The 18,187-nt window shown below is 67.1% G+C and carries 11 protein-coding genes and 1 pseudogene; 8 read left to right on the top strand and 4 right to left on the bottom strand.

The window, feature by feature from the left end; all coding sequences use genetic code 11:
* Positions 1-334: 334 nt before the first annotated feature.
* Positions 335-1,429, bottom strand: coding sequence for an alpha/beta hydrolase family protein (locus QSK18_RS33445; protein ID WP_232814435.1), 1,095 nt, complete (start codon positions 1,427-1,429; stop codon positions 335-337).
* 1,364 nt (positions 1,430-2,793) lie between these two features.
* Here QSK18_RS33445 and QSK18_RS33440 point away from each other — a divergent pair.
* From QSK18_RS33440 to QSK18_RS33430, 3 genes and pseudogenes are all read left to right on the top strand, one after another.
* Positions 2,794-3,498 (top strand): annotated as a pseudogene (locus QSK18_RS33440) (helical backbone metal receptor).
* Between the two features lie 730 nt (positions 3,499-4,228).
* On the top strand, positions 4,229-5,497 hold the full coding sequence (locus QSK18_RS33435) for an extracellular solute-binding protein (RefSeq protein WP_232814436.1): 1,269 nt from the start codon (positions 4,229-4,231) through the stop codon (positions 5,495-5,497).
* A 128-nt stretch (positions 5,498-5,625) separates the two neighbouring features.
* Positions 5,626-9,255, top strand: coding sequence for a polysaccharide lyase family 8 super-sandwich domain-containing protein (locus QSK18_RS33430; RefSeq protein WP_285627732.1), 3,630 nt, complete (start codon positions 5,626-5,628; stop codon positions 9,253-9,255).
* Positions 9,256-9,320: 65 nt separating this feature from the next.
* Here the strand turns inward: QSK18_RS33430 and QSK18_RS33425 are convergent, their stop codons facing one another.
* From QSK18_RS33425 to QSK18_RS33415, 3 genes are read right to left on the bottom strand one after another with little or no spacing between them, the layout of a single operon-like run.
* A complete protein-coding gene (locus QSK18_RS33425) occupies positions 9,321-10,385 on the bottom strand; it encodes a glycoside hydrolase family 130 protein (RefSeq protein WP_285627728.1) in 1,065 nt (354 codons plus the stop codon).
* A gap of 54 nt (positions 10,386-10,439) precedes the next feature.
* Entirely contained in the window at positions 10,440-11,348 is a 909-nt protein-coding gene (locus QSK18_RS33420) for a carbohydrate ABC transporter permease (protein ID WP_285627724.1), read from the bottom strand.
* Complete coding sequence (locus tag QSK18_RS33415) at positions 11,345-12,298, bottom strand: carbohydrate ABC transporter permease (RefSeq protein ID WP_285627721.1); 954 nt, start codon at positions 12,296-12,298, stop codon at positions 11,345-11,347. The genes QSK18_RS33420 and QSK18_RS33415 overlap by 4 nt, the downstream gene beginning before the upstream one ends.
* 266 nt (positions 12,299-12,564) lie before the next feature.
* On the opposite strand from QSK18_RS33415, the gene QSK18_RS33410 reads away from it, so the two are divergent.
* The 5 genes from QSK18_RS33410 (at position 12,565) to QSK18_RS33390 (ending at position 18,145) form a co-directional block, all read left to right on the top strand.
* Complete coding sequence (locus tag QSK18_RS33410) at positions 12,565-13,620, top strand: LacI family DNA-binding transcriptional regulator (protein ID WP_502894316.1); 1,056 nt, start codon at positions 12,565-12,567, stop codon at positions 13,618-13,620.
* Between the two features lie 172 nt (positions 13,621-13,792).
* Entirely contained in the window at positions 13,793-14,545 is a 753-nt protein-coding gene (locus tag QSK18_RS33405; RefSeq protein ID WP_285627715.1) for a glycoside hydrolase family 16 protein, read from the top strand.
* Between the two features lie 271 nt (positions 14,546-14,816).
* Positions 14,817-15,287, top strand: a complete 471-nt coding sequence (locus tag QSK18_RS33400) for a DUF4265 domain-containing protein (RefSeq protein ID WP_285627712.1) — start codon at positions 14,817-14,819, stop codon at positions 15,285-15,287.
* 1,640 nt (positions 15,288-16,927) lie between these two features.
* Positions 16,928-17,173 carry a hypothetical protein gene (locus tag QSK18_RS33395; protein WP_285627709.1) on the top strand — a complete coding sequence of 82 codons (246 nt, stop codon included), beginning with the start codon at positions 16,928-16,930 and terminating at the stop codon, positions 17,171-17,173.
* A gap of 201 nt (positions 17,174-17,374) precedes the next feature.
* Positions 17,375-18,145: an IS5 family transposase gene (locus tag QSK18_RS33390; protein WP_232814447.1), complete on the top strand. Its 771-nt coding sequence runs from the start codon at positions 17,375-17,377 to the stop codon at positions 18,143-18,145.
* Positions 18,146-18,187: the final 42 nt, after the last annotated feature.

Raw genomic sequence — 18,187 nt, 5'->3', positions numbered from 1 at the left:
CAGCCCAACACTTCGGGCTCTGGCCCACCGCCATCTCCCGCCTCGAACGAGGACTACAACGCGACGACGACCTCGCCGACCGCTACCGAACCTGGCTCACCACGGCTTGACAGCAATAGGAGCATCAGTCTTGATGACGCCGGGCGCCGGCTCCCGTAACCGTCGACGAGGGATCGTCGGTTCAGACGCTATCGAAAACCCAGCTCACCGTCGCCCTCACCGTCCTGACCGCCGCTCGCGAACGGCAAGAACATGCGGGGATCGGCATCGAAAAGACCTTCCGGACCAGGAACGAGCCGAAGGTTCAGTCACCGCTCGTTCTCAACGGAGACGACTAGACGCCCGCCAGCCATCTGTCGAGCTGCTCGAAGGCGGCTTCCTGCATGGCCACGTCGAACCGGTGCGGCCCCGGGAAGAACTGGCCCACGTAAGCGTCTCGCGCGCCGGCGTTCTCGTAGAGGTGCTGCAGCCGCTCGTGGGCCGCTCGCATTCCGGGCACGGAGAAGAGCGAGTCGTCGAGCGAATACTGGACCAGCAACGGCGAAGGGGCCCGGGTCGCAGCGACATCGGGCCAGTCGGCGACGGCGGTCAGGGCGGGAGGGAACAGCATCCAGGTATGGGTGGCGACATGAGCATCGAGCAGCCCTCGGTAGGTCGACATCATCCCGGTGACGACTGCAGCCTTGACCTGCTCGGACGTCGCCTGCAGCAGAGCCGTCCGGCACCCGCCCCCGGAGAACCCCATGCACCCCAGGCCACCGTCTCGTACGTCGGGACGTCCGGCGAGATACTCGGCGGCGATCCGGTCCTCGTAGTTGACCAGGCCGGCCAAGCTGATCCCGAGCAGGGTGCAGTACTTGGCCACCACATGTTCATGGCGAGCCGCCAGGCGGTTGTACCACTGCACATCCGTAGCGTCCCCCTCGGATTCCGGGGCGATCCAGCGGTCTTCCGGGGGCGTGGAGCCCTGCTCGGGCATGTCATCGGCGGGGAAGCGCCGGGAACCCCACAGCGTTGCGTCGTGCACCAGCACCGTGAATCCCCGCCGGGCCAGTTCGTTCGCGTAGGCTCGCCCGCCGTAGAACTTCTGACGCAGGGTGGTCAGCTCTGGTGAGCTCTCACCGGGGCCGTCGGCGATCTTCTCCTTGCCGTTCCACTTGAACGCATCGTGCCCGTGAAGCGTCAGCACCCCCGGCAGCGCGCCCTCGTGGCCGGCCGGTCGCAGCACCCAGGCCTGGGTGCGCGGGCCGTAGCCGACCGACCACGACACCTCCTCGCCGTCCACGCCCTCGCTCGTCCAACGCCCGTGCACCTGGACATCGCGAGGCTGCGGATCGAGGTCCACGCCGAGCAACTCACGTACCCGGGCGGGAGTCAGGGAGTGCGCCGGCAGTGAGGAGTGAGCCCGGGCGGTCTCGCTGAAACTCACCAGATCACTGAACGGTCCAAGGTGCTTGAACGACTCCAACGACCACACTCCAGTGCCGCGAATGTTCGATACGCATCTCCTGCTCAATCCGAGCGTAGTTGAAACGCATGGCCGTTGACAGGCTCACCGGCGCGGCTGGCTGCCACTAGTTCCGGGATTGCCAAACAGCACTCTTCGCAATGAGGTCGATGGCGAGTGTTCCCGCAGGCTCGTCCACTGCGGCGCGACGCCCCTTGGCTATACCTTCGCGAGTGATGGGAAAGAGCGTGAATGAGACACGCTGAGCTTCTTGGGGGAGGGGATGTGGGCCGCATTGCCCCTCCGTGCTGGGGCCACCGGTCGCCTTGTAGAGAGACCCTGGCCCGCTGCGGGAATCACCGGTATCCCAAGACGGAGGGACATCTGCAGCGTAGGCAGCGTCAATGGCCTGGTACCCAACGTGGCCCGCCGCAACCTCTTCAGGCGTGAGACCTGGGACCAGTTCGTACTCCAGGCACGTCATCCGGTATTCCTCGCGCCCCGCAGGGTCTGAGTCGGTGAAGTCGTCCCGCGAGAAGCCCTGATCGCTCAGCCCGCGTGCTATGAAATGGTGCCCCGGCACGAGCTCGCCGCAGTCCACGTCGAAGGAGACCAGGAGGTTCTCGGTAATTCTCTGAGATCGATCCGGCAATGCCATAGCTGTTTCCCTGGGTCGCGATCAATCTACGCATCTGCGAGCTGCCCCACGGACTTGGCAGGGCCCTGCATAGCTACCCAGCGGGTGCCCGTCAGGAAATCCGCACCATATCAGCCGGAGTGACGGGCTTCGAGGAACGCGATCTGCCCAAGCCGGTTGTTCAGGGACGATCATGAAGGAACCACGTATCGACGTGAGACAGAATCCGGGCCAGGTCGATCTCGGGGAGACCGATACTCGAGGACAGAGACAGTTGCTGATACGCCAGGTCCAAGGCGTCCGGCCCGAACTGCGGGCGCCGCGTGGTCACGAACTGCATCATTGTTCCCCCCGACGCGACGATCTCGGCACCCCCTGCGCTCCGTGCCACCCGTACACGTCGCCCCGGCCTACGTGGTGATGGTTGCGATCGACGAGGACAGCCGTCCTCGTGCTGTTGCCCCCTGGCCCCGGAGACGGACGAGGACCGGCGCCGTTTCCGGGAGGCCCAGGTCCGCCGCTCCCATCGATGGCTCGGCGCGAGGCCATTCGTGATTCTCGAGGAATACCGACATAGGTCCGGGGTGTGGGACGGCGATGCCCACGCCGTTGCACACCACGGTGTTCTTGTACATGCCTGCCGATCAAGGTGGAACCCGAGACCGGCCGATCGGCGAAGCTGGTGCGCTGTGCCGGTCCGAGTGGCTGACTGGTCTGCGTGACCGTTACGCGCCGGGTGGTGTCTCTCGTACCTTCGCTGACCGAAAGCGTCGCGGCCTCGGCCCCGGACCTGCTGGTCGGTGCGACCGACTGGTGCACGTAGCCACCGGATCTGGACGTGACGCGGGTGCGGGGCACGAAGAACCCCGATCTGCAGCGCATCGTCGACCTGCGTCCGGATGTGGTGCTGGCCAACGAGGAGGAGAACCGCCCGGCTGACCTGCAGGCGATGCGCGAGGCAGGTCTGTCCGTGTGGGTCACCCGCATACGCACAGTCCCCGAGGCATTCACGAGCCTGAGGGAGATGCTCGCCGTGGCCTGTGGTCTCGGCGTTCCGGGTTGGCTGAGCGATGCCGAACGACAGTGGCGGTTGCCGGCGACGGGTCAGGCGCGGCGCTCGGCGATCATCCCGATCTGGCGTCGGCCGTGGATGGTGGTCGGGCGCGACACCTTCACCGGTGACGTCCTGGCTCGCCTGGGGGTCGACAACGTGTACGCCGATCATCCGGAGCGCTACCCCAAGGTCGGGCTGAATGAGTTGCGCTCGTGCGGGGCAGATCTGGTGGTGCTGCCGGACGAACCGTATGCCTTCACCGCTGAGGACGGCCCCCCCGACTTCGCGCCGCTTGCGTGCGCTCTGGTCAGCGGGCGCCATCTGACCTGGTACGGGCCCTCTCTACGGGAGGCCCCCTAGTTGTTGCGTAACAGCCTGGACGGCTGACTCCACCCGTAAGGTTCCGTGGGTTCGTGGCCGTGACCACCTGGGGGGCATCGCTCTGCGGTAGCCGGCTGACGGCGGGTAGGGAAGGGTCCTCAGGCACCCAGGTGCCCTCGATCCTTAGCCATTGGTCGGGGGACGGCGCGTCAGCGCCGGCGTGTGATCGGCCTGCTGTCCCACCGCGGTCGGGCGTTCCGGGCCGTGGGGGCCGGTAGCGGTACGGGAGCTGTCGCCGATGAGCGCACGCATCTGGATCCTGACGGGTTCGGCGCAGGAGAGCTTGTTCCCGGATGTAGTTCGGCCAGATCGCGCGGCCTGGAGGCGCCCGCGAGCGGGTCTGTCCCCCTTGCCCGGCTCCGTCACCGCTGGGGGCGACCTCGAACCTGGACCCTCCTTCTAGTGTTTAGTTGAGTTTAGTTGCCGCGGATTTGGCAAACCGGCATTACAAGGGGTCCGAAGACCATTTCCGTGGCTGGCCGCGCGACTTCTTGACAGCGTTTAGCCAAACCGGTTTACTCGCCTCACCTACTTCGTCTGCACACGTCGCGGTTCCGCGGGGTGGCGAACTGGCCGCGCTGCGAGGGTCTGGCTCGTGGCAGCGCGACCGCGGGATGCGGATGGTGGCCGTCACAGCAACATCGGGACGCTCCGAGGGGGCGCCGGAACCAAGGAGCAGTGCGCAATGAAGCGTTACGCAGGAGCCGTCATGTTGGCTGCGATCACGCTGCCGCTGGCAGCATGCGGGTCCAGCGGGGGTGGCGGATCGGAACCGACCACCGGGCCGATCAGTATCTGGTACTCCACCAACGAGCAGGAGATCGCCTGGGGCGAGGAGGTGGTCAAGGCATGGAACGCCGAGCACCCGGACGCGCAGGTGAAGGCCGAGGCCATTCCGGCCGGCAAGTCCTCGGAGGACGCGATCGCGGCGGCGATCACCGCTGGGAACACGCCGTGCCTGGTGTACAACACCGCCCCTGCCGCGGTGCCGGCGTTCCAGAAGCAGGGCGGGCTGGTCAACCTCTCCAAGACCTTTGATGACGCGGAGTCGTTCATCACCAGTCGCTCGGGTGACGCGGCCGACGGGTTCCGCTCTCCGGACGGCGACCTGTACCAGGTCCCCTGGAAGGCGAATCCCTTCATGCTGTACTACAGCAAGGAGGCCTTCGCCAAGGCCGGTCTGGACCCCGAGAAGCCGAGCCTGTCGACCTACGACGACGTGCTCGCGGCGGCCTCGGCCATCAAGACCTCCGGTGCGGCCGACTTCGCCCTGTACCCGCCGGCCTCGAGCGACTACACGAACTCCCTCTTCGACTTCTACCCGCTCTATCTGGCCAACACCGGTGGTACGCAGCTGGTCAAGGACGGGAGCGCGACGTTCACGAGTCCGGAGGGGCTCGAGACGCTCGAGTTCTGGAAGACGCTCTACAGCGAGGGGTTCTCCTCGCCCGAGGCCTACAGCGGCGATGCCTGGGCGGGCCCTTTCGCCGACGGGGTGGCGGCCATGGGTATCGCCGGGCCGTGGGGCGCCGCGCAGTTCGACGGCAAGGTCGACTACGGCGTCGTTCCGCTGCCGACCGCCGACGGCGTCCCGGAGAACGAGACCTACACGTTCGGTGACTCCAAGAACGTCGGGCTCTACAGCTCGTGCGAGAACCAGCAGACCGCCTGGGAGTTCGTGAAGTTCTCGATGGACGCGGGGAACGACAACGCGCTGCTCGAGACCACCGGCCAGTTCCCCATCCGCACGGACATCAGCGAGGTGGCGGCCGACTACCTGGCCGAGAACCCCGTCCTGGCGACCTTCTCGGAGGAAGTCGCACGTACGGTCGACGTGCCGAACATCCCGAACGCCACCGAGATCTGGCAGACCTTCCGCGATGCCTGGAGCGGAGCGGTGATGTCCGGCGAGGGCGATCTGGCCGGCACGATGAACTCGGCGGCGGAAGAGATCAACGACCTGGCCGGCAAGGACTGATTCACAGGCCCCGGGACATGCACTGAGGTGCGTGCCCGGGGCCCTGTCGTTTGCGCCCGTCGCGTCACCGCCCGGGACGGCGGGCCTCCTCATGATCCACAGCGTGCAAACCGGCAAGGGAGCCGCACATGAAACGAGCCCGGGGCGTTCTCGCCTTCACTCTCGCGCTGATGGTGGGCGTCGGCGCCCTCACCACCGCGCCGACCGCAACCGCCGCAGCTGCCGACGAAGCCGACGTGGCCGTCGTCATCGACCGTCTGCAGGAGTACTACCTGGAGCAGGGCGACGAGGTCATCATCGCCAACGGCGTCTACCTCGCCCGATCGTCCGAGGCGCTGGACTACGTGGCCAGTCAGGAGACGGACGGCTCCTGGCCGGACGTCGACTACGCCGATCGCACCAGCTCGGCCAACGGCAGGACCTGGTCGTCGTACATCGCGCTCTACCGGATGCTGGCGATGGCGCAGGCCTACCGCGACCCTGAGACCGCCGGTTTCGAGGACCCTGCCCTGGTCACCGCGCTCGAGCGAGCTCTGGTCCACTGGGACACCGTGGATCCGGGCAACGAGAACTGGTGGGAGACCGAGGTCGGCGAGTCGATGGCGATGGGCCGCATCGGCGTCTTCCTGGGCGATGTCCTTTCCGGACCGGCGCTGCAGGCGGCGTTCGAGCACAACACCGGCAGGCTCGATCCGGTGGGCGCCAACGGCGCCTGGCGTACCACCAACTACCTGTTCGAAGCGGTCGCGAAGGCCGACATCGGCGACATCCGCACCGGATTCGCGACCATGGTGAAGACCGTCGAGGTCGACAACAGCGGGACGGTGCAGGAGGCCGTGCAGCCGGACGCCAGCTTCTGGGCGCACGGGGCACAGTTGTACAGCGAGGGCTACGGCATGGCCCTGTTCGCGAACATCGCGATCTGGGCCGACGCCGCCCGCAGCACTGACCTGGCCTTCACCAGGGCCCAGCTGGACGCCATCGCCTTCTACATCGTCTCCGGCACCCGCTGGATGATCCGCGGTGAGGTGGGCATGCTGTACCTCGGCTATCGTCCGCCCAAGACGGTGGACGGGGTCACCGGGTACGCGGCAGAGTTCCTCGACCCTCTGGACCAGATGGCGCGCACCGACTCCCTCTACGCCACGGCGTACCGGGAGCTCGCCGACAGCATCCGGGGCAGGACACGGGGCAACGGCGTCACGGGTAACCGCTACTTCTGGCGCTCGGAGTTCTCCTCGCACCTGCGCGAGGAGTACGGCATCTTCACCCGTCTCAACTCCAGCCGTACCGTCGGCAGCGAGTACCGTTCGACCATCCGCCCGAAGGTCGGCAACGAGATCGCGTGGAGTTCTGCGGGTGCGACCGCGATCCAGGTCAACAATCGCGAGTATCTGGATCTGGGTCCGGCGTTCGACTGGTTCCACTACCCCGGGGTGACCGCCCCGTACGTCAAGGACTCCACGACCGGGCCCGCCGGGCGCACGAGCAACGGTGGCAGCTTCACCGGAGGCGTCTCGGACGGCCGCTACGGGGCGAGCGTGCACACCCTCGACCGGGCCGCCACCCGGGGACTCAAGAGCTACTTCTCGTTCGACGACGAGATGGTGGCGCTCGGAACAGGTATCGAATCGACCAGCGCGTCCCCGGTGCACTCTGTGGTCAACCAGGCTGCCGCCAAGAGCAACGCGAGCATCGACGGCCGGTCTGTCGCCGCGGGCGTCTCGGACCAGAGCGTGGCCGATCCGCAGTGGGCCTACAACGACGAGGTCGGCTACGTCTTCCCCTCCGGCCAGGACGTGCAGGTCACGAACGCGACGCAGACCGGCAGCTGGCTGAACGGGGAGCCGGTCGAGGCTCAGGCGTTCACGCTGCACTTCGATCACGGGGTGCAGCCGAAAGGCGCGGGCTACGAGTACATCGTGTTGCCCGCCAAGAAGCCGCAGGAGGTCGCGGCGTACGCCGCCAAGCCTGCCGTCCAGGTGCTCAGCAACACCACCGACGTACAGGCGGTGCGTCACGCCGGGCTGCAGCGGACCATGGCGACCTTCTTCCGGGCCGGCGATCTGGACCTGGGAGATGGACGCAGGCTGCGGGTGAGCGGTCCGAGCATTCTCATCCTGGACGAGTCGGGGGCCGAGCCGGTGGTGAGCGTGGCCAGTCCCGATCGGCCGAACGCCATCGTCCAGGTCGCACTCGTCTCGGGGGAGAGGGTCGACGCCCAGGGCACGTTCGTCCTGGGTACGGGGGCCAACCTCGGCAAGACGGTCACGGCGCCGTTGTCGCCCGCAGATGGGGGTCAGTCGCTGTACTCCGCAAGCGATTCGGCCGACGGGCATCCCGCGGCCCTGGCGGGGGACGGAAGTCCCAAGACCGTCTGGCGTTCGGGAAAGACCGCCACGGCGTGGTTGGCCGCGACGATCGGCGGTGGTCGCCTGGTCACCGGGGTCGACATCGACTGGGGGTCCAAGCCCGCCGCCACGTATCTGGTTCAGACGTCGCTGGACGGAACGGCGTGGACCGACCAGCGCCTGGTGCAGAACGGTACGGGGAATCAGGAGAAGATCGATCTGGGCCCGGTCGAAGCGGCTTTCGTCCGGATCCTGATGCTGGACGGGAAGGCCAACGGCTACTGGGTCCGGGAGTTCGCCGTCCGCTCGAGCGCGAACCTGGCCATCGGGGGAACCGTCACGGCCTCGGGAGGTACGACGCCGGCCGCGGTCGCGGACGGGAACCAGACGACGCGCTGGAGCGCCAACAACACCGACACCTCCTGGATCCAGGTCGATCTGGGTTCTGTCCGGCCGGTGGGTGCGGTCCGGCTGGCCTGGGAGGCATCGTTCGCCCGGCAGTACAGCGTTCAGGTCTCGGACGACGGCAAGGACTGGCGGGATGCCTACCGAACGACGGGGACGGGCAGCGACGGGGCGCTGGATGCGGTCAAGCTGCAGGAGCAGGCCCGCTTCGTTCGCGTGCAGACCCGCCAGCGCAGTACGACCCGCTACGGGGTGTCCCTGTGGGAGCTGGAGGTCTATGAGCATGCCGAGGCAGGATCGGCTACCGCGCCGGCAGGCCGGGCGAACCTTGCTCTCGGCCGGCCGATCACGGCGGACTCCACGTTCGCCCATCAGGACATCCAGACCGCGTACGCCAACGACGGGCTCCCGGGGACCCGCTGGGCGTCGCTGAGGCAGGACGCGCCCTACACCACGGAACGCTGGCTCCAGGTTGATCTGGGTAGTGCCCAGCAGGTGAGCCAGGCCGTGGTCTCCTGGGAGGCGGCGACCGCGAACGACTACCGGATCGAGGGCTCACCGGACGGCCGGGCCTGGGAGCAGCTGGCCCGGGTCCAGAAGACCTCGGACGAGCTGCGGAACGCCGTCGACCTGACGCCCACGAAGCTTCGCTACGTGCGCGTCATCGGGCTGCCGGTCACCCGGTACGGGCTGTCGATCTACGAGTTCGAGCTCTACGGCGGATACACCATCACCTGCGCAGGCAAGCCGGTCGAGGTCCCGCGTCAGGGCACCGCGACGCTGACGGCGAGCATCACCCCGTCCGAGAAGGGCGATGTGGTCTCGGCCTACTCGCTGGATGAGGACGTGGCAGAGGTGAAGGGGAAGGCCCGCCTTGACGGTTCAGGCCGCATCGAGGTGGACCTGCGTCGCGGCTCGGGTGCCGCAGGAAAGACCGCGGTCCTGCTGACCCATGCGAACGGGCAGGAAGTGGGCCGCTGTGAGGTGTTGGTGGCTGACTGAGCCCCACCAGAGTCCAAACGCAGAAGCTGCGGCCGGTTTCCCGGCCGCCGCTTCTGGCGTCTGTCCTAGATTCTCTCCAGCTCGGCGACGCCGATCGAGGAGTCGGCCATGCCGTAGAACACGAAGTGCCGATCGCCGATCTTCTCGATCGCGGTCGGGAAGACGACATTGCCCAGGGTGCCGTGCAGTTCGTCCGTGGTCTCCGGTTCGAGCAGTGGTTCTGCGGTCCGGCCGATCATCTGACGGGGGTCGTCAGCGTCCAGCAGGATCGCCCCGGCGGCGTACTTCGATCCGTGAGCCAGCTCGAAACCCTTGGGAACGGCACCGGAGACTCCGTGGTGCAGGATGAGCCATCCCTCGGGCACCCGCAGCGGAGCCGGCCCGGCGCCGATCTTGGCTGTCTCGTAGGCCATTTCCGGCGCCACGATCATGGACGAGCTGTGCACGGTGGTCAGTGCGGCCGGGGTGCGCCGGCTGGCTTCCAGATCGATGTAGCCGATCCAGATGGACGGGCGGTCGTCGTCGATCCCGGCCGGGGGGCGGGCGCCTTCTCCGGGGCGCAGCCAGTCGAGATCCCACATCGGGCGGTGCAGCAGCGCGATCGCGGCCCGTCCGTCGGGGCCGGTGACCGGCTCGGGGAAGAACACGATGTCCTTGTTGGGAAAGAGGTTCAGATCGGTGTCGAGTTCGGGCTGGTAGGCGAAGTGCAGCGGCCCGAGCCTGCGCCAGTTCACGGTGTCGTGCGAGATGGCCAGAGCCGGCTTCGGGCCCAGCGGGCCGTAGGCGACGTAGGTCATCACGTGGTAGCCGAGCGCCTCGACGAAGGTGATCCGAGGGTCCTCGACGCCGGCGTTCTGACGCCCGTGCTCCCAGCCCTCATCAGGTGCCAGCACGACACCCAGCCGTTCGATCCCGACCGGTACACCGTCCTGGACGATCACCCGGGTGCGGGCGATCCGGGACACGTTGCCCTGCGCCACGATCCGTGGGTAGAGGTAGAGCTGTCCGTCCGGGCCCCATGCGGTACCGGGATTCAGGACCCCCTCGACCTCCAGCGGATGGCCGGGCTCGGCCGTCATCAGGGTTCCGAGCCGGCGCAGGGAGTAAGGAACGGTCGTGTCGTGATTCATGGCCAGAGCCTTTACATTCGGGGCAACCTCGGAAGGCACGGCGAGTCAGGGCCCTCAGCCCTTGATCGCCGATCCGAGGTTCGCGGAGGTGAAGTGTCGCTGGAAGAGCAGGAAGAGCACGACCACCGGCACCGCCAGCACGCAGGCGCCGGCCAGAACGGCCCCCATCGGGTTGTCGACGAAGGTCCCGTTCGACTGCGAGAAGTTCGCGAGGCTGACGGCCAGGGGCTGCAGCTCGGCTTCCTTCGTCACCAGGAAGGGCCAGAGGAACTCGTTCCACGGCCCGATGAAGGTGACGAGCATGGCGGTCAGGACAGCCGGGCGAACGAGCGGCACAGCGATCGAGACCAGGATGCGCAGCTCGCTCGCCCCGTCGACCCGGGCCGCATCGAAGATCTCCCGCGGAATCTGCAGGAAGTACTGCCGGAAGATCAGCACGGCGACGGAGTTGATGGCGAACGGCAGCATCATGCCGATGTAGGTGTCGGCAAGACCGAAGTAGCGCACCACCATCACGTACAGCGGCACCATGAGCAGCTGGAACGGAATGGCCTGCACGAGCAGCACCAGCGCGAAGACCAGACCGCGCCCACGGAACGAGAGCACGGCCAGCGCGTAGCCGACGAGCAGTCCGAGCACGAGGGTGCAGCCCACCACACCGGCCGTGATGACGAGCGAGTTCAGCAGGGACCGGCCCAGACTGATGGACTCGTTGACCTCGGCGAAGTTGTCGAGGGTCAGCTTCCCGGGCAGCGGGAGCATGCCCTGCAGGCTGGTGTCGCGCTCGCGCTGCAGGGCTCCGACGATCATGTAGTAGAAGGGCACGAGCGCGGTCAGCGCGCCGAGCATCAGCAGCGCGAAGCGAAGGCCTCGCAGCAGGCGCGCTGCGCGCGGTCGTGCTGCAGGGCGGGTTGCAGGGCGGGTAGTGGGGCGGGTGGCGGCGGGCGTGCTCGTCGTGCTCATGAGTTCTTCCCTTCGGTGACGCGCCGGGCGACCAGCGAGAGGATCAGCACCGTGACGACGAGGACCATGCCGATGGCAGCGGCGATGTCGGGCTGACCCTGCTGGATGCCCTTCTGGTACATCAGGAGCGCCGGGGTCATCGAGGCGCCGTCAGGACCGCCGCCGGTGAGCAGGTAGGGCTCGGTGAAGATCTGGCCCGTGGTGATGATCGTGAGCAGCACCACGAGTGAGGTGACGGGCCGGACACCGGGCAGCGTGACCGAACGGAAACGGCGCCACCGGCCGGCCCCGTCGAGCTGGGCCGCCTCGTGCAGTTCCCTGGGGACGTTCTGCAGCGCGGCCAGGTACAGGAGGACGAAGAACCCCAGGTTCTTCCACGAGACGTACACGGCGATCAGCGGCATGATCAGGCTGCGGTTCGCCAGCCACGACGGGGTCGGTGCGAGGTCACCCAGCAGCGAGTTGACGACCCCGTTGCCGTTGAAGAGGAAGATCCAGACCGCGATCGTGGCGACCGAGGCCGTGACGTAGGGGACGTAGTAGGCGACCCGGAAGAAGCCCTTCCAGTGCACCACCGCGTCCAGCCCGCAAGCCAGGGCCAGGCTGAGCACCAGCGTCAGTGGCACATTGATCAGTAGGAAGATCAGCAGGTTGCCGAAGGCCTGGCGTACCGCCGGATCGTTGAGGGCCTCGGAGTAGTTCTCGAGTCCGACGAACGGGTGCGGCACGGCGACACCGGGTGCGGTGAAGAAGAAGTCGTGGAACGACATCCAGACGCCGAAGGCGAACGGGATCAGGAGCACCACCACGACGAAGGCGGTGTAGGGGGCGCTGAGCACCAGGCCCAGCGGATTCTCGCCCAGCCACCGTCGCACCGTGTTGTTCGGTCTGCTCGGTGCGGGACCGCCTCCTGGCGTCCGGGTCTGCGTCTGCCGGCTGGTGCGCATCATCGCGACCACTCCTCACCATCGGGTTCCTTGGTGCGCCTGGTGGGAGCCGTCGGTCGCGGCCCCAGGAGCAATAAGCGGCTAGTAAACCGGTTTTGTAATGGGGGGTCAAACAGTGTGAGGTGCGGGCAAGCGAGCACTTGGGCGGCCCGCAAAGGGTTTATTAAACGGCTGGGTCGAAGCGCGCTAGGATCTTCTGCGTGACCAACCGCCCCGGCAGCGACGACGCCGTCCACCCTGATTCCGGCACCCTGAACGCGGCCGAAGGGGTGCGAGGGCGCCGCGTGACGATCGGAGACGTGGCCGCTCGCGCGAAGGTGTCCAAGAGTTCGGTCTCCTTCGTCTTCAACGGTCGTGCCGGTGTCGGTGACGCTGCTCGCGAGCGCATCCTGCAGGCGGCGAAGGAACTCGGCTGGCGGCCCGACGCCCGGGCCCGGGCGCTGTCCCGCAGCCGGGCCCAGGCCCTGGGTCTGGTCATGCGGCGCGACCCTGAACTCCTGAGCACCGACCCCTTCTTCCCGCAGTTCGTCGCGGGTGTCGAGAGCGGCCTGTCCGGCGTCAGCTACGCCCTGGTCCTGCAGGTCGTGGACAGTGAGCAGAGCGAGGCAGACGCCTATCAGCGGTTCGCGCGCGAAGCCCGCGTCGACGGCGTCTTCCTGACCGATCTGCGGACGGACGACGAACGCCCTACTCGGCTGGCCGATCTGCAGTTGCCTTTCGTGCCCGTAGGCCCGGCCTCGTCGATCAGTGGCGCGGTTGAGCCCATCGGGATGGAGGACGCCGCAGGGATCCGGCGCGCCGTCCGTCATCTCTCGGCCCTGGGACACCGGAGGATCGCCCACGTGGCCGGCTCGGAACGCTACGTGCACTCACAGGCGCGGCGTCAGGCGTGGGCGGAGGAACTCGCCGCGCTGGGTCTGGCGCAGGGGCCGGTGGTCGACGCCGACTTCACCGGAGCCGGAGGTGCACGGGCCACCCACGAGCTGCTGGACCTTCCGGAGCCACCGACGGCGATCGTCTTCGCCAACGACCTGATGGCCATCGCGGGAATGTCGGTCGCCATCGACAGGGGTCTCCGGGTGCCGCAGGACCTGTCGGTCGTCGGGTTCGACGACATCCCGCTGGCCCCGTACGCCGTGCCGCCGCTGACCACCGTTCGCCAGGACGTGTTCGCCTGGGGGCGCGAATGTGCCCGCACCCTGGTGGCTATCGTCGAGGGCACGGAGCCGGAGCCGGTCCGGCTCCCGGCGGTGGAGTTCATCGTGCGGGGGAGTACGGCCCCGGTGCGCAGGTCCGACTCGGTGCCCGTCCGTGACGGCAGCTGATCACGAGTATGCGGATCGCCGATCCCTCGGCACGTAAAGGTCAGGCTCAAGCCGGATTTGCCCACAGCTTGCGATGCCCTTGAGTTGTCCGCGATGCAGGTCCCGATAGAACCGAGGTGTAAGGATCGGCGAGCACACACGTTTCGCCGGCTACTGGTTCGAAAGGGAGTCAATGAACGCCAGGACATGGCGGATCTCCGGTGCTGTCGCGGCCGCTCTGGTGGCCGCCGGAGCCATCACCGCGGTGCAGGCCCAGGCCACCGAGCCGGCGGTCAAGGCCCCGGTCAAGGGATCGGCGACCGCCGACTTCCGGGACGACTTCACGACGTTCGACAGGAGCGTCTGGAGCTGCGAGTACGACTGCCCGGTGATCGAGGGTGAAAAGGCCCGTTTCCGGCTGAAGTCCGGGATCAAGCCGGACCAGTACGGCTCCTGGTCCAAGGCGAAGTACAAGAAGGAGAAGTTCACCTCGGGTAAGTTCACCGTGCGGTTCTCCCTGACCGACCGGCCGAAGAAGCTGGTGGACGACAAGAAGGGTGTCTGGTGGGGTGTCGCGCTGTGGGACAACGGTCCCGTGGCCGGCATGAAGGAGTTCAATGAGATCAACTTCGGCTACACCACCAACCAGAGTTTCACGAACACCCAGCTGCTGTTCGAGAGCGCCAAGCGCGGTAGAGCCACGTCCATCAGGGTCGACACCGGTGTGAACCTCTACGACGAGCAGTATCACGAGGCCACGCTGGAGTACGACAAGAACGCGGTGAAGTTCTACCTCGACGGCAAGCTGCTCGAGACGATCACCGACAAGCAGTACATCCCGACCGATCCGATGAGCCTGATCCTCGGCCCACGCCTGGTCACCGGCAGCCAGCCGCTGGCCAAGGGCTTCACCGAGTCGATCGACTGGGTCACGATCTCGAAGTAGCCGGCGTTCGCTCAGGTGCTGCCCCGGGAGGCCACCCGGGGCAGCACCTGTTTCTTCACTGGCCGAGCAGACGTCGCTACCGCTCCGGCCACGTCCTGGCCGGCAGATGCTCGGGCTTGACCTCGGGCAGGCGAGAGCGAGCCGTGCTTGCGGGCTGGCTGAGCGCCTCGCCTCGGGGTCCTGACGGTCCACCACCGCCCTGGGAAAACCTCAGCGGTCGTCGTGGTCGCTGTCCTTGGGTGCTGGACTGCCGTCCTGGGACCATGAGGACGTGACGACCAATCGCGTGAAGGTGCGGTTCGAACTCGAGCCGGATGAGGGTTGGCCTCCCGTCGAGAGTGAGGGACTGTGGGCCGAGCCTCTGGGCGGTGGCCGCTTCCGTATCGACAACGCGCCCTGGTTCGTCCCTGACCTCGCCGCCGCAGATGTCGTCGAAGCTGTCGCCGACAGCGACGGTGTCCTCTGGGCCACCCGCAAGATCGCCCACGGTGGACGCCTTGCCGTGCAGGTCATCCCTTTCCGCAGCGGCCCTCTCAACGGTGACCTGCAAGCCGTGCTCGACATGTTCGTCCCCCTTGGCGTCTCCGGCGAGGGAGCCGCGCCCACCTTCCATCTCGTCGCCCTAGACATCTCTCCCGACGCCGACCTGCAGGCAATCGTCGACAGACTGCGCGAAGGCGAACGCGACGGCAGCTGGGAATACAGCGAGGGCTGCGTCACCAGCGAATGGCTAGCGCTGTGACAGCCGACCCGTCAGGTCCCACACCTTGCGAATACGTGTCCGTCGGATGTCCGGGCTCATGGCCACGATGGTCACCGTGAAGCTCCCTGGCTGAAGTGGAGGCGTTCATCCGACGAGGACAGTGAAAGCTGCTGTGTCCTGGGCGCCAGAGCCAGGATGCAGCGGCCGTCGACAGGCGCAGCCGCCGGAACGGTTGTCACACGCGGTGCGACCAGGGTTGGGACTTTTGAGACAGTGATTCGGTGACCGTCGACGCTGCTTCCCATTCCTGTGACTGCCTCAGTCAGGCCGATGCGGCGCTTGGCGACGAGGAACCGGATACTGGCCTCGCGTTGCTGACGCTGGTCCTCGGTTGTTGCGAGCCGGCAGATGCCGTGCTCGCCCGGGTCAAGCGCGGGCTGCGCTCACGGCACCCGCAAGTCAGGGCGAACGCGCTGCAGTCGTTGGGTCATTTCGGTCGGTTGTACGAGTTGATCGACGCCGACTCGGTCCGCCTGCTGCGTCGTGCCCTGCGCGACCGCACGGTGATTCACGGGGTCTTGATCAGGAGCTACGCCCAGAACGCGGCCGATGACGTCGGTATGTTCGTACCGCGGTGGCTACTGCCGCGGTGGCTACGACGCCAATGCGCTGGACCCAGACGAGGTTCACGGGTGGTTCGTGCCCGCAGGAGCAGGCTGAGAACCGCGTCAGGTCTGGAGTCTGGGGCCGCCTGAAGGCATGGCGGCGTCCGAGTGTCCCACCGTGTGCACCCAGACCCGATGGCGACGCCAGATCCTGGCCGCAGCTGTGATCCATCAATTGCTCGAAGTCAGCGGTGGTGACGTTCGCGCTGGCGTGGGCGCAGGCCGGGGGCTGGCCAGTTCCAGAAGAGGTCGACGCCGATGGTGCGGCGCGGGAACCGGTGGGCCGGCGGCCTCGATCTCTCGGACGTGACGACCGCGACTGTCCAGCCGTTGAGTACCACGCGAAGAAGGAGACCGGACCATCCCTATAGTGCTGGGATGCGTCGTTCTACGTTTGCGTACCTGCTCGCGGCTTCGTCGATCGCGTTGGACGGTGCCGTGGTTGCGGGGTGGTACGCCGCGCGCGAACTGGACGATCGGCCCCGTGTCCGGCGCCGGGTACGAGTCCTGCTAACGACTGCGGCGGCCGTGACGGCAGCGGCTCAAGGGGTGGCGGACTTGTCATGGCAGCCACCGGCCCCCGCAACGGTAGAGCCTGACCCCGGCGCTGATCCGCGTGACGTGCACAGTGTTGTCGAGCTGTGGAATGCCGAGGACCTCACGCTGTTGCGCCGGTACGGGCTGGTGGCCTTGGTAGCGACGGCGGTGGTGTGGCCGCTGGAGAGGCGGGCGCCGGCAGCGTTGCTGCGGCGTGGGGTACGCCGCCCTCACCTGGTCTTCGGAGTGCTGAGCGGATCCGGGTATGCCCTCGCGACGGCGCCGGTCTGGTTGGCTCATGCCCGTGCCCGGATCGCTGACGCCCACTGCTTGGGCCCGGGTGTTGCTCATCAGTGAATCCTGCCCGCGTTTCTCGGCGCCGAGCTCGAGACCTGTCGCATGCTCGGCGGGTCTGAACGGCGACTCGTACTCGCTGGTTCGGCATGTCGCCTGGCCTGTTCCTCGTACGGTTGTTCGATGGGCGGCGTTGAGAGATGGTCCGGCACGACTGTGCCGAAGGACCACGAAGTGATCACCATTCCGACTGAAGAGCTGACGTGCTGGGCGAACATCGCGCCGGCGGACGCTGCGCAGCCGCAGTGGAAAGAAGCCGTCACCACTGCATGGACGAAGACTGCGGTGCAGGTGCGGTGGGTGGGGCCGAGCGGCAGCCACGTGGTCAGTTGGTACCCGCCGGCCCGGATCAGGCGCCGCCAGCTTTGAGGATGAACACCGGCGTAACCATGTGCTGAACGAGCAGGCCTACTGGCCCTGGCTGCCCAAACCGCCGCTGCGCACCTGTTCCCGGGCTACTCGTTCTGCTGGTGGGTGTGGTTACGGTCGCGGGTCATGCGGCAGGGTGAGCGTTAGGGACAGTGGACAGTTTCTGCTCATGACCGAGGTTCTCCAGCCGATGTGTGAGGAATGGTTTACGCGACTGATCTCTCGGATGAGCAGTGGGAGTTGCTGGAGCCGTTGCTGGGGTGTGGCGGCAGCCGTGGCCCGGCGCCTCGGGTAGATCGCCGAGCGATGGTGAATGCGATTCTGTATCAGGCGAAGACGGGGTGTCAGTGGCGGATGCTGCCGGTCGAGTTCGGGAACTGGAACACGATCTGGCGGACCTGGTCTCGCTGGCGGGATCGGGGCACCTGGCAAGACGTCATGGACCTACTGCGTCGCAAGCTGCGCGTGGCTGCCGGTCGGATGGAGGAGCCGTCGCTGCTGATGGTCGATTGTCAGGTGGCCAAAGGCGGCCAGCGAGGCGCCTCGTTCCATGAGAGTCATGGCAAGTACATGCTCAACGGGGCCAAGCGCACGATCGCGATCGACTACCTGGGCCTGCCGGTAGCGGTGCGGGTGGCCGGAGCCCGGATGCACGACGTGCGGGCTGCCCAGGAGCTTTTGGCCGAGGTCCTCCCGAGCGCTGAGCGGGTTAGCACGGTGATGGGCGATGCTGGCTTTCGGAGGATGTCCGGTCCACTGGAACGAGCTTACGGGGTGCAGACGGTGATCAAGCACGATCCAGATCGGCCCAAGGGTGAGTTCCGGCCGCTGCGGCCGTTGTGGAAGGTCGAGGCGGCCTTCTCGGAGCTGGGCCGGTGGAGGCGGCTGGGGCGTTCGTTCGAGGCGACGACAGCTTCGGCGACGGCGTGGATGCAGGTCGCCGCGGTCGGGTGGATGTTGCGCCTGGTGTGAGGGCGGGCCGGGGGTCTCGGCCCCATCTGGTGAGGGTTACCT

The organism is Kineosporia sp. NBRC 101677, assembly GCF_030269265.1.
GTDB classification, from domain to species: Bacteria; Actinomycetota; Actinomycetes; order Actinomycetales; family Kineosporiaceae; genus Kineosporia; species Kineosporia rhizophila.
This window is presented reverse-complemented; position numbering and strand designations above follow the sequence as displayed.

What these genes read in the sequence shown, in the direction of transcription:
- QSK18_RS33435 (WP_232814436.1), top strand. Translation starts at nt 4,229, where the DNA reads ATGTTGGCTGCGATCACGCTGCCGCTGGCAGCATGCGGGTCCAGCGGG.
- QSK18_RS33430 (WP_285627732.1), top strand. Translation starts at nt 5,626, where the DNA reads ATGAAACGAGCCCGGGGCGTTCTCGCCTTCACTCTCGCGCTGATGGTG.
- QSK18_RS33425 (WP_285627728.1), bottom strand. Translation starts at nt 10,385, where the DNA reads ATGAATCACGACACGACCGTTCCTTACTCCCTGCGCCGGCTCGGAACC.
- QSK18_RS33420 (WP_285627724.1), bottom strand. Translation starts at nt 11,348, where the DNA reads ATGAGCACGACGAGCACGCCCGCCGCCACCCGCCCCACTACCCGCCCT.
- QSK18_RS33415 (WP_285627721.1), bottom strand. Translation starts at nt 12,298, where the DNA reads ATGATGCGCACCAGCCGGCAGACGCAGACCCGGACGCCAGGAGGCGGT.
- QSK18_RS33405 (WP_285627715.1), top strand. Translation starts at nt 13,793, where the DNA reads ATGAACGCCAGGACATGGCGGATCTCCGGTGCTGTCGCGGCCGCTCTG.
- QSK18_RS33395 (WP_285627709.1), top strand. Translation starts at nt 16,928, where the DNA reads ATGGGCGGCGTTGAGAGATGGTCCGGCACGACTGTGCCGAAGGACCAC.
- QSK18_RS33390 (WP_232814447.1), top strand. Translation starts at nt 17,375, where the DNA reads ATGGTTTACGCGACTGATCTCTCGGATGAGCAGTGGGAGTTGCTGGAG.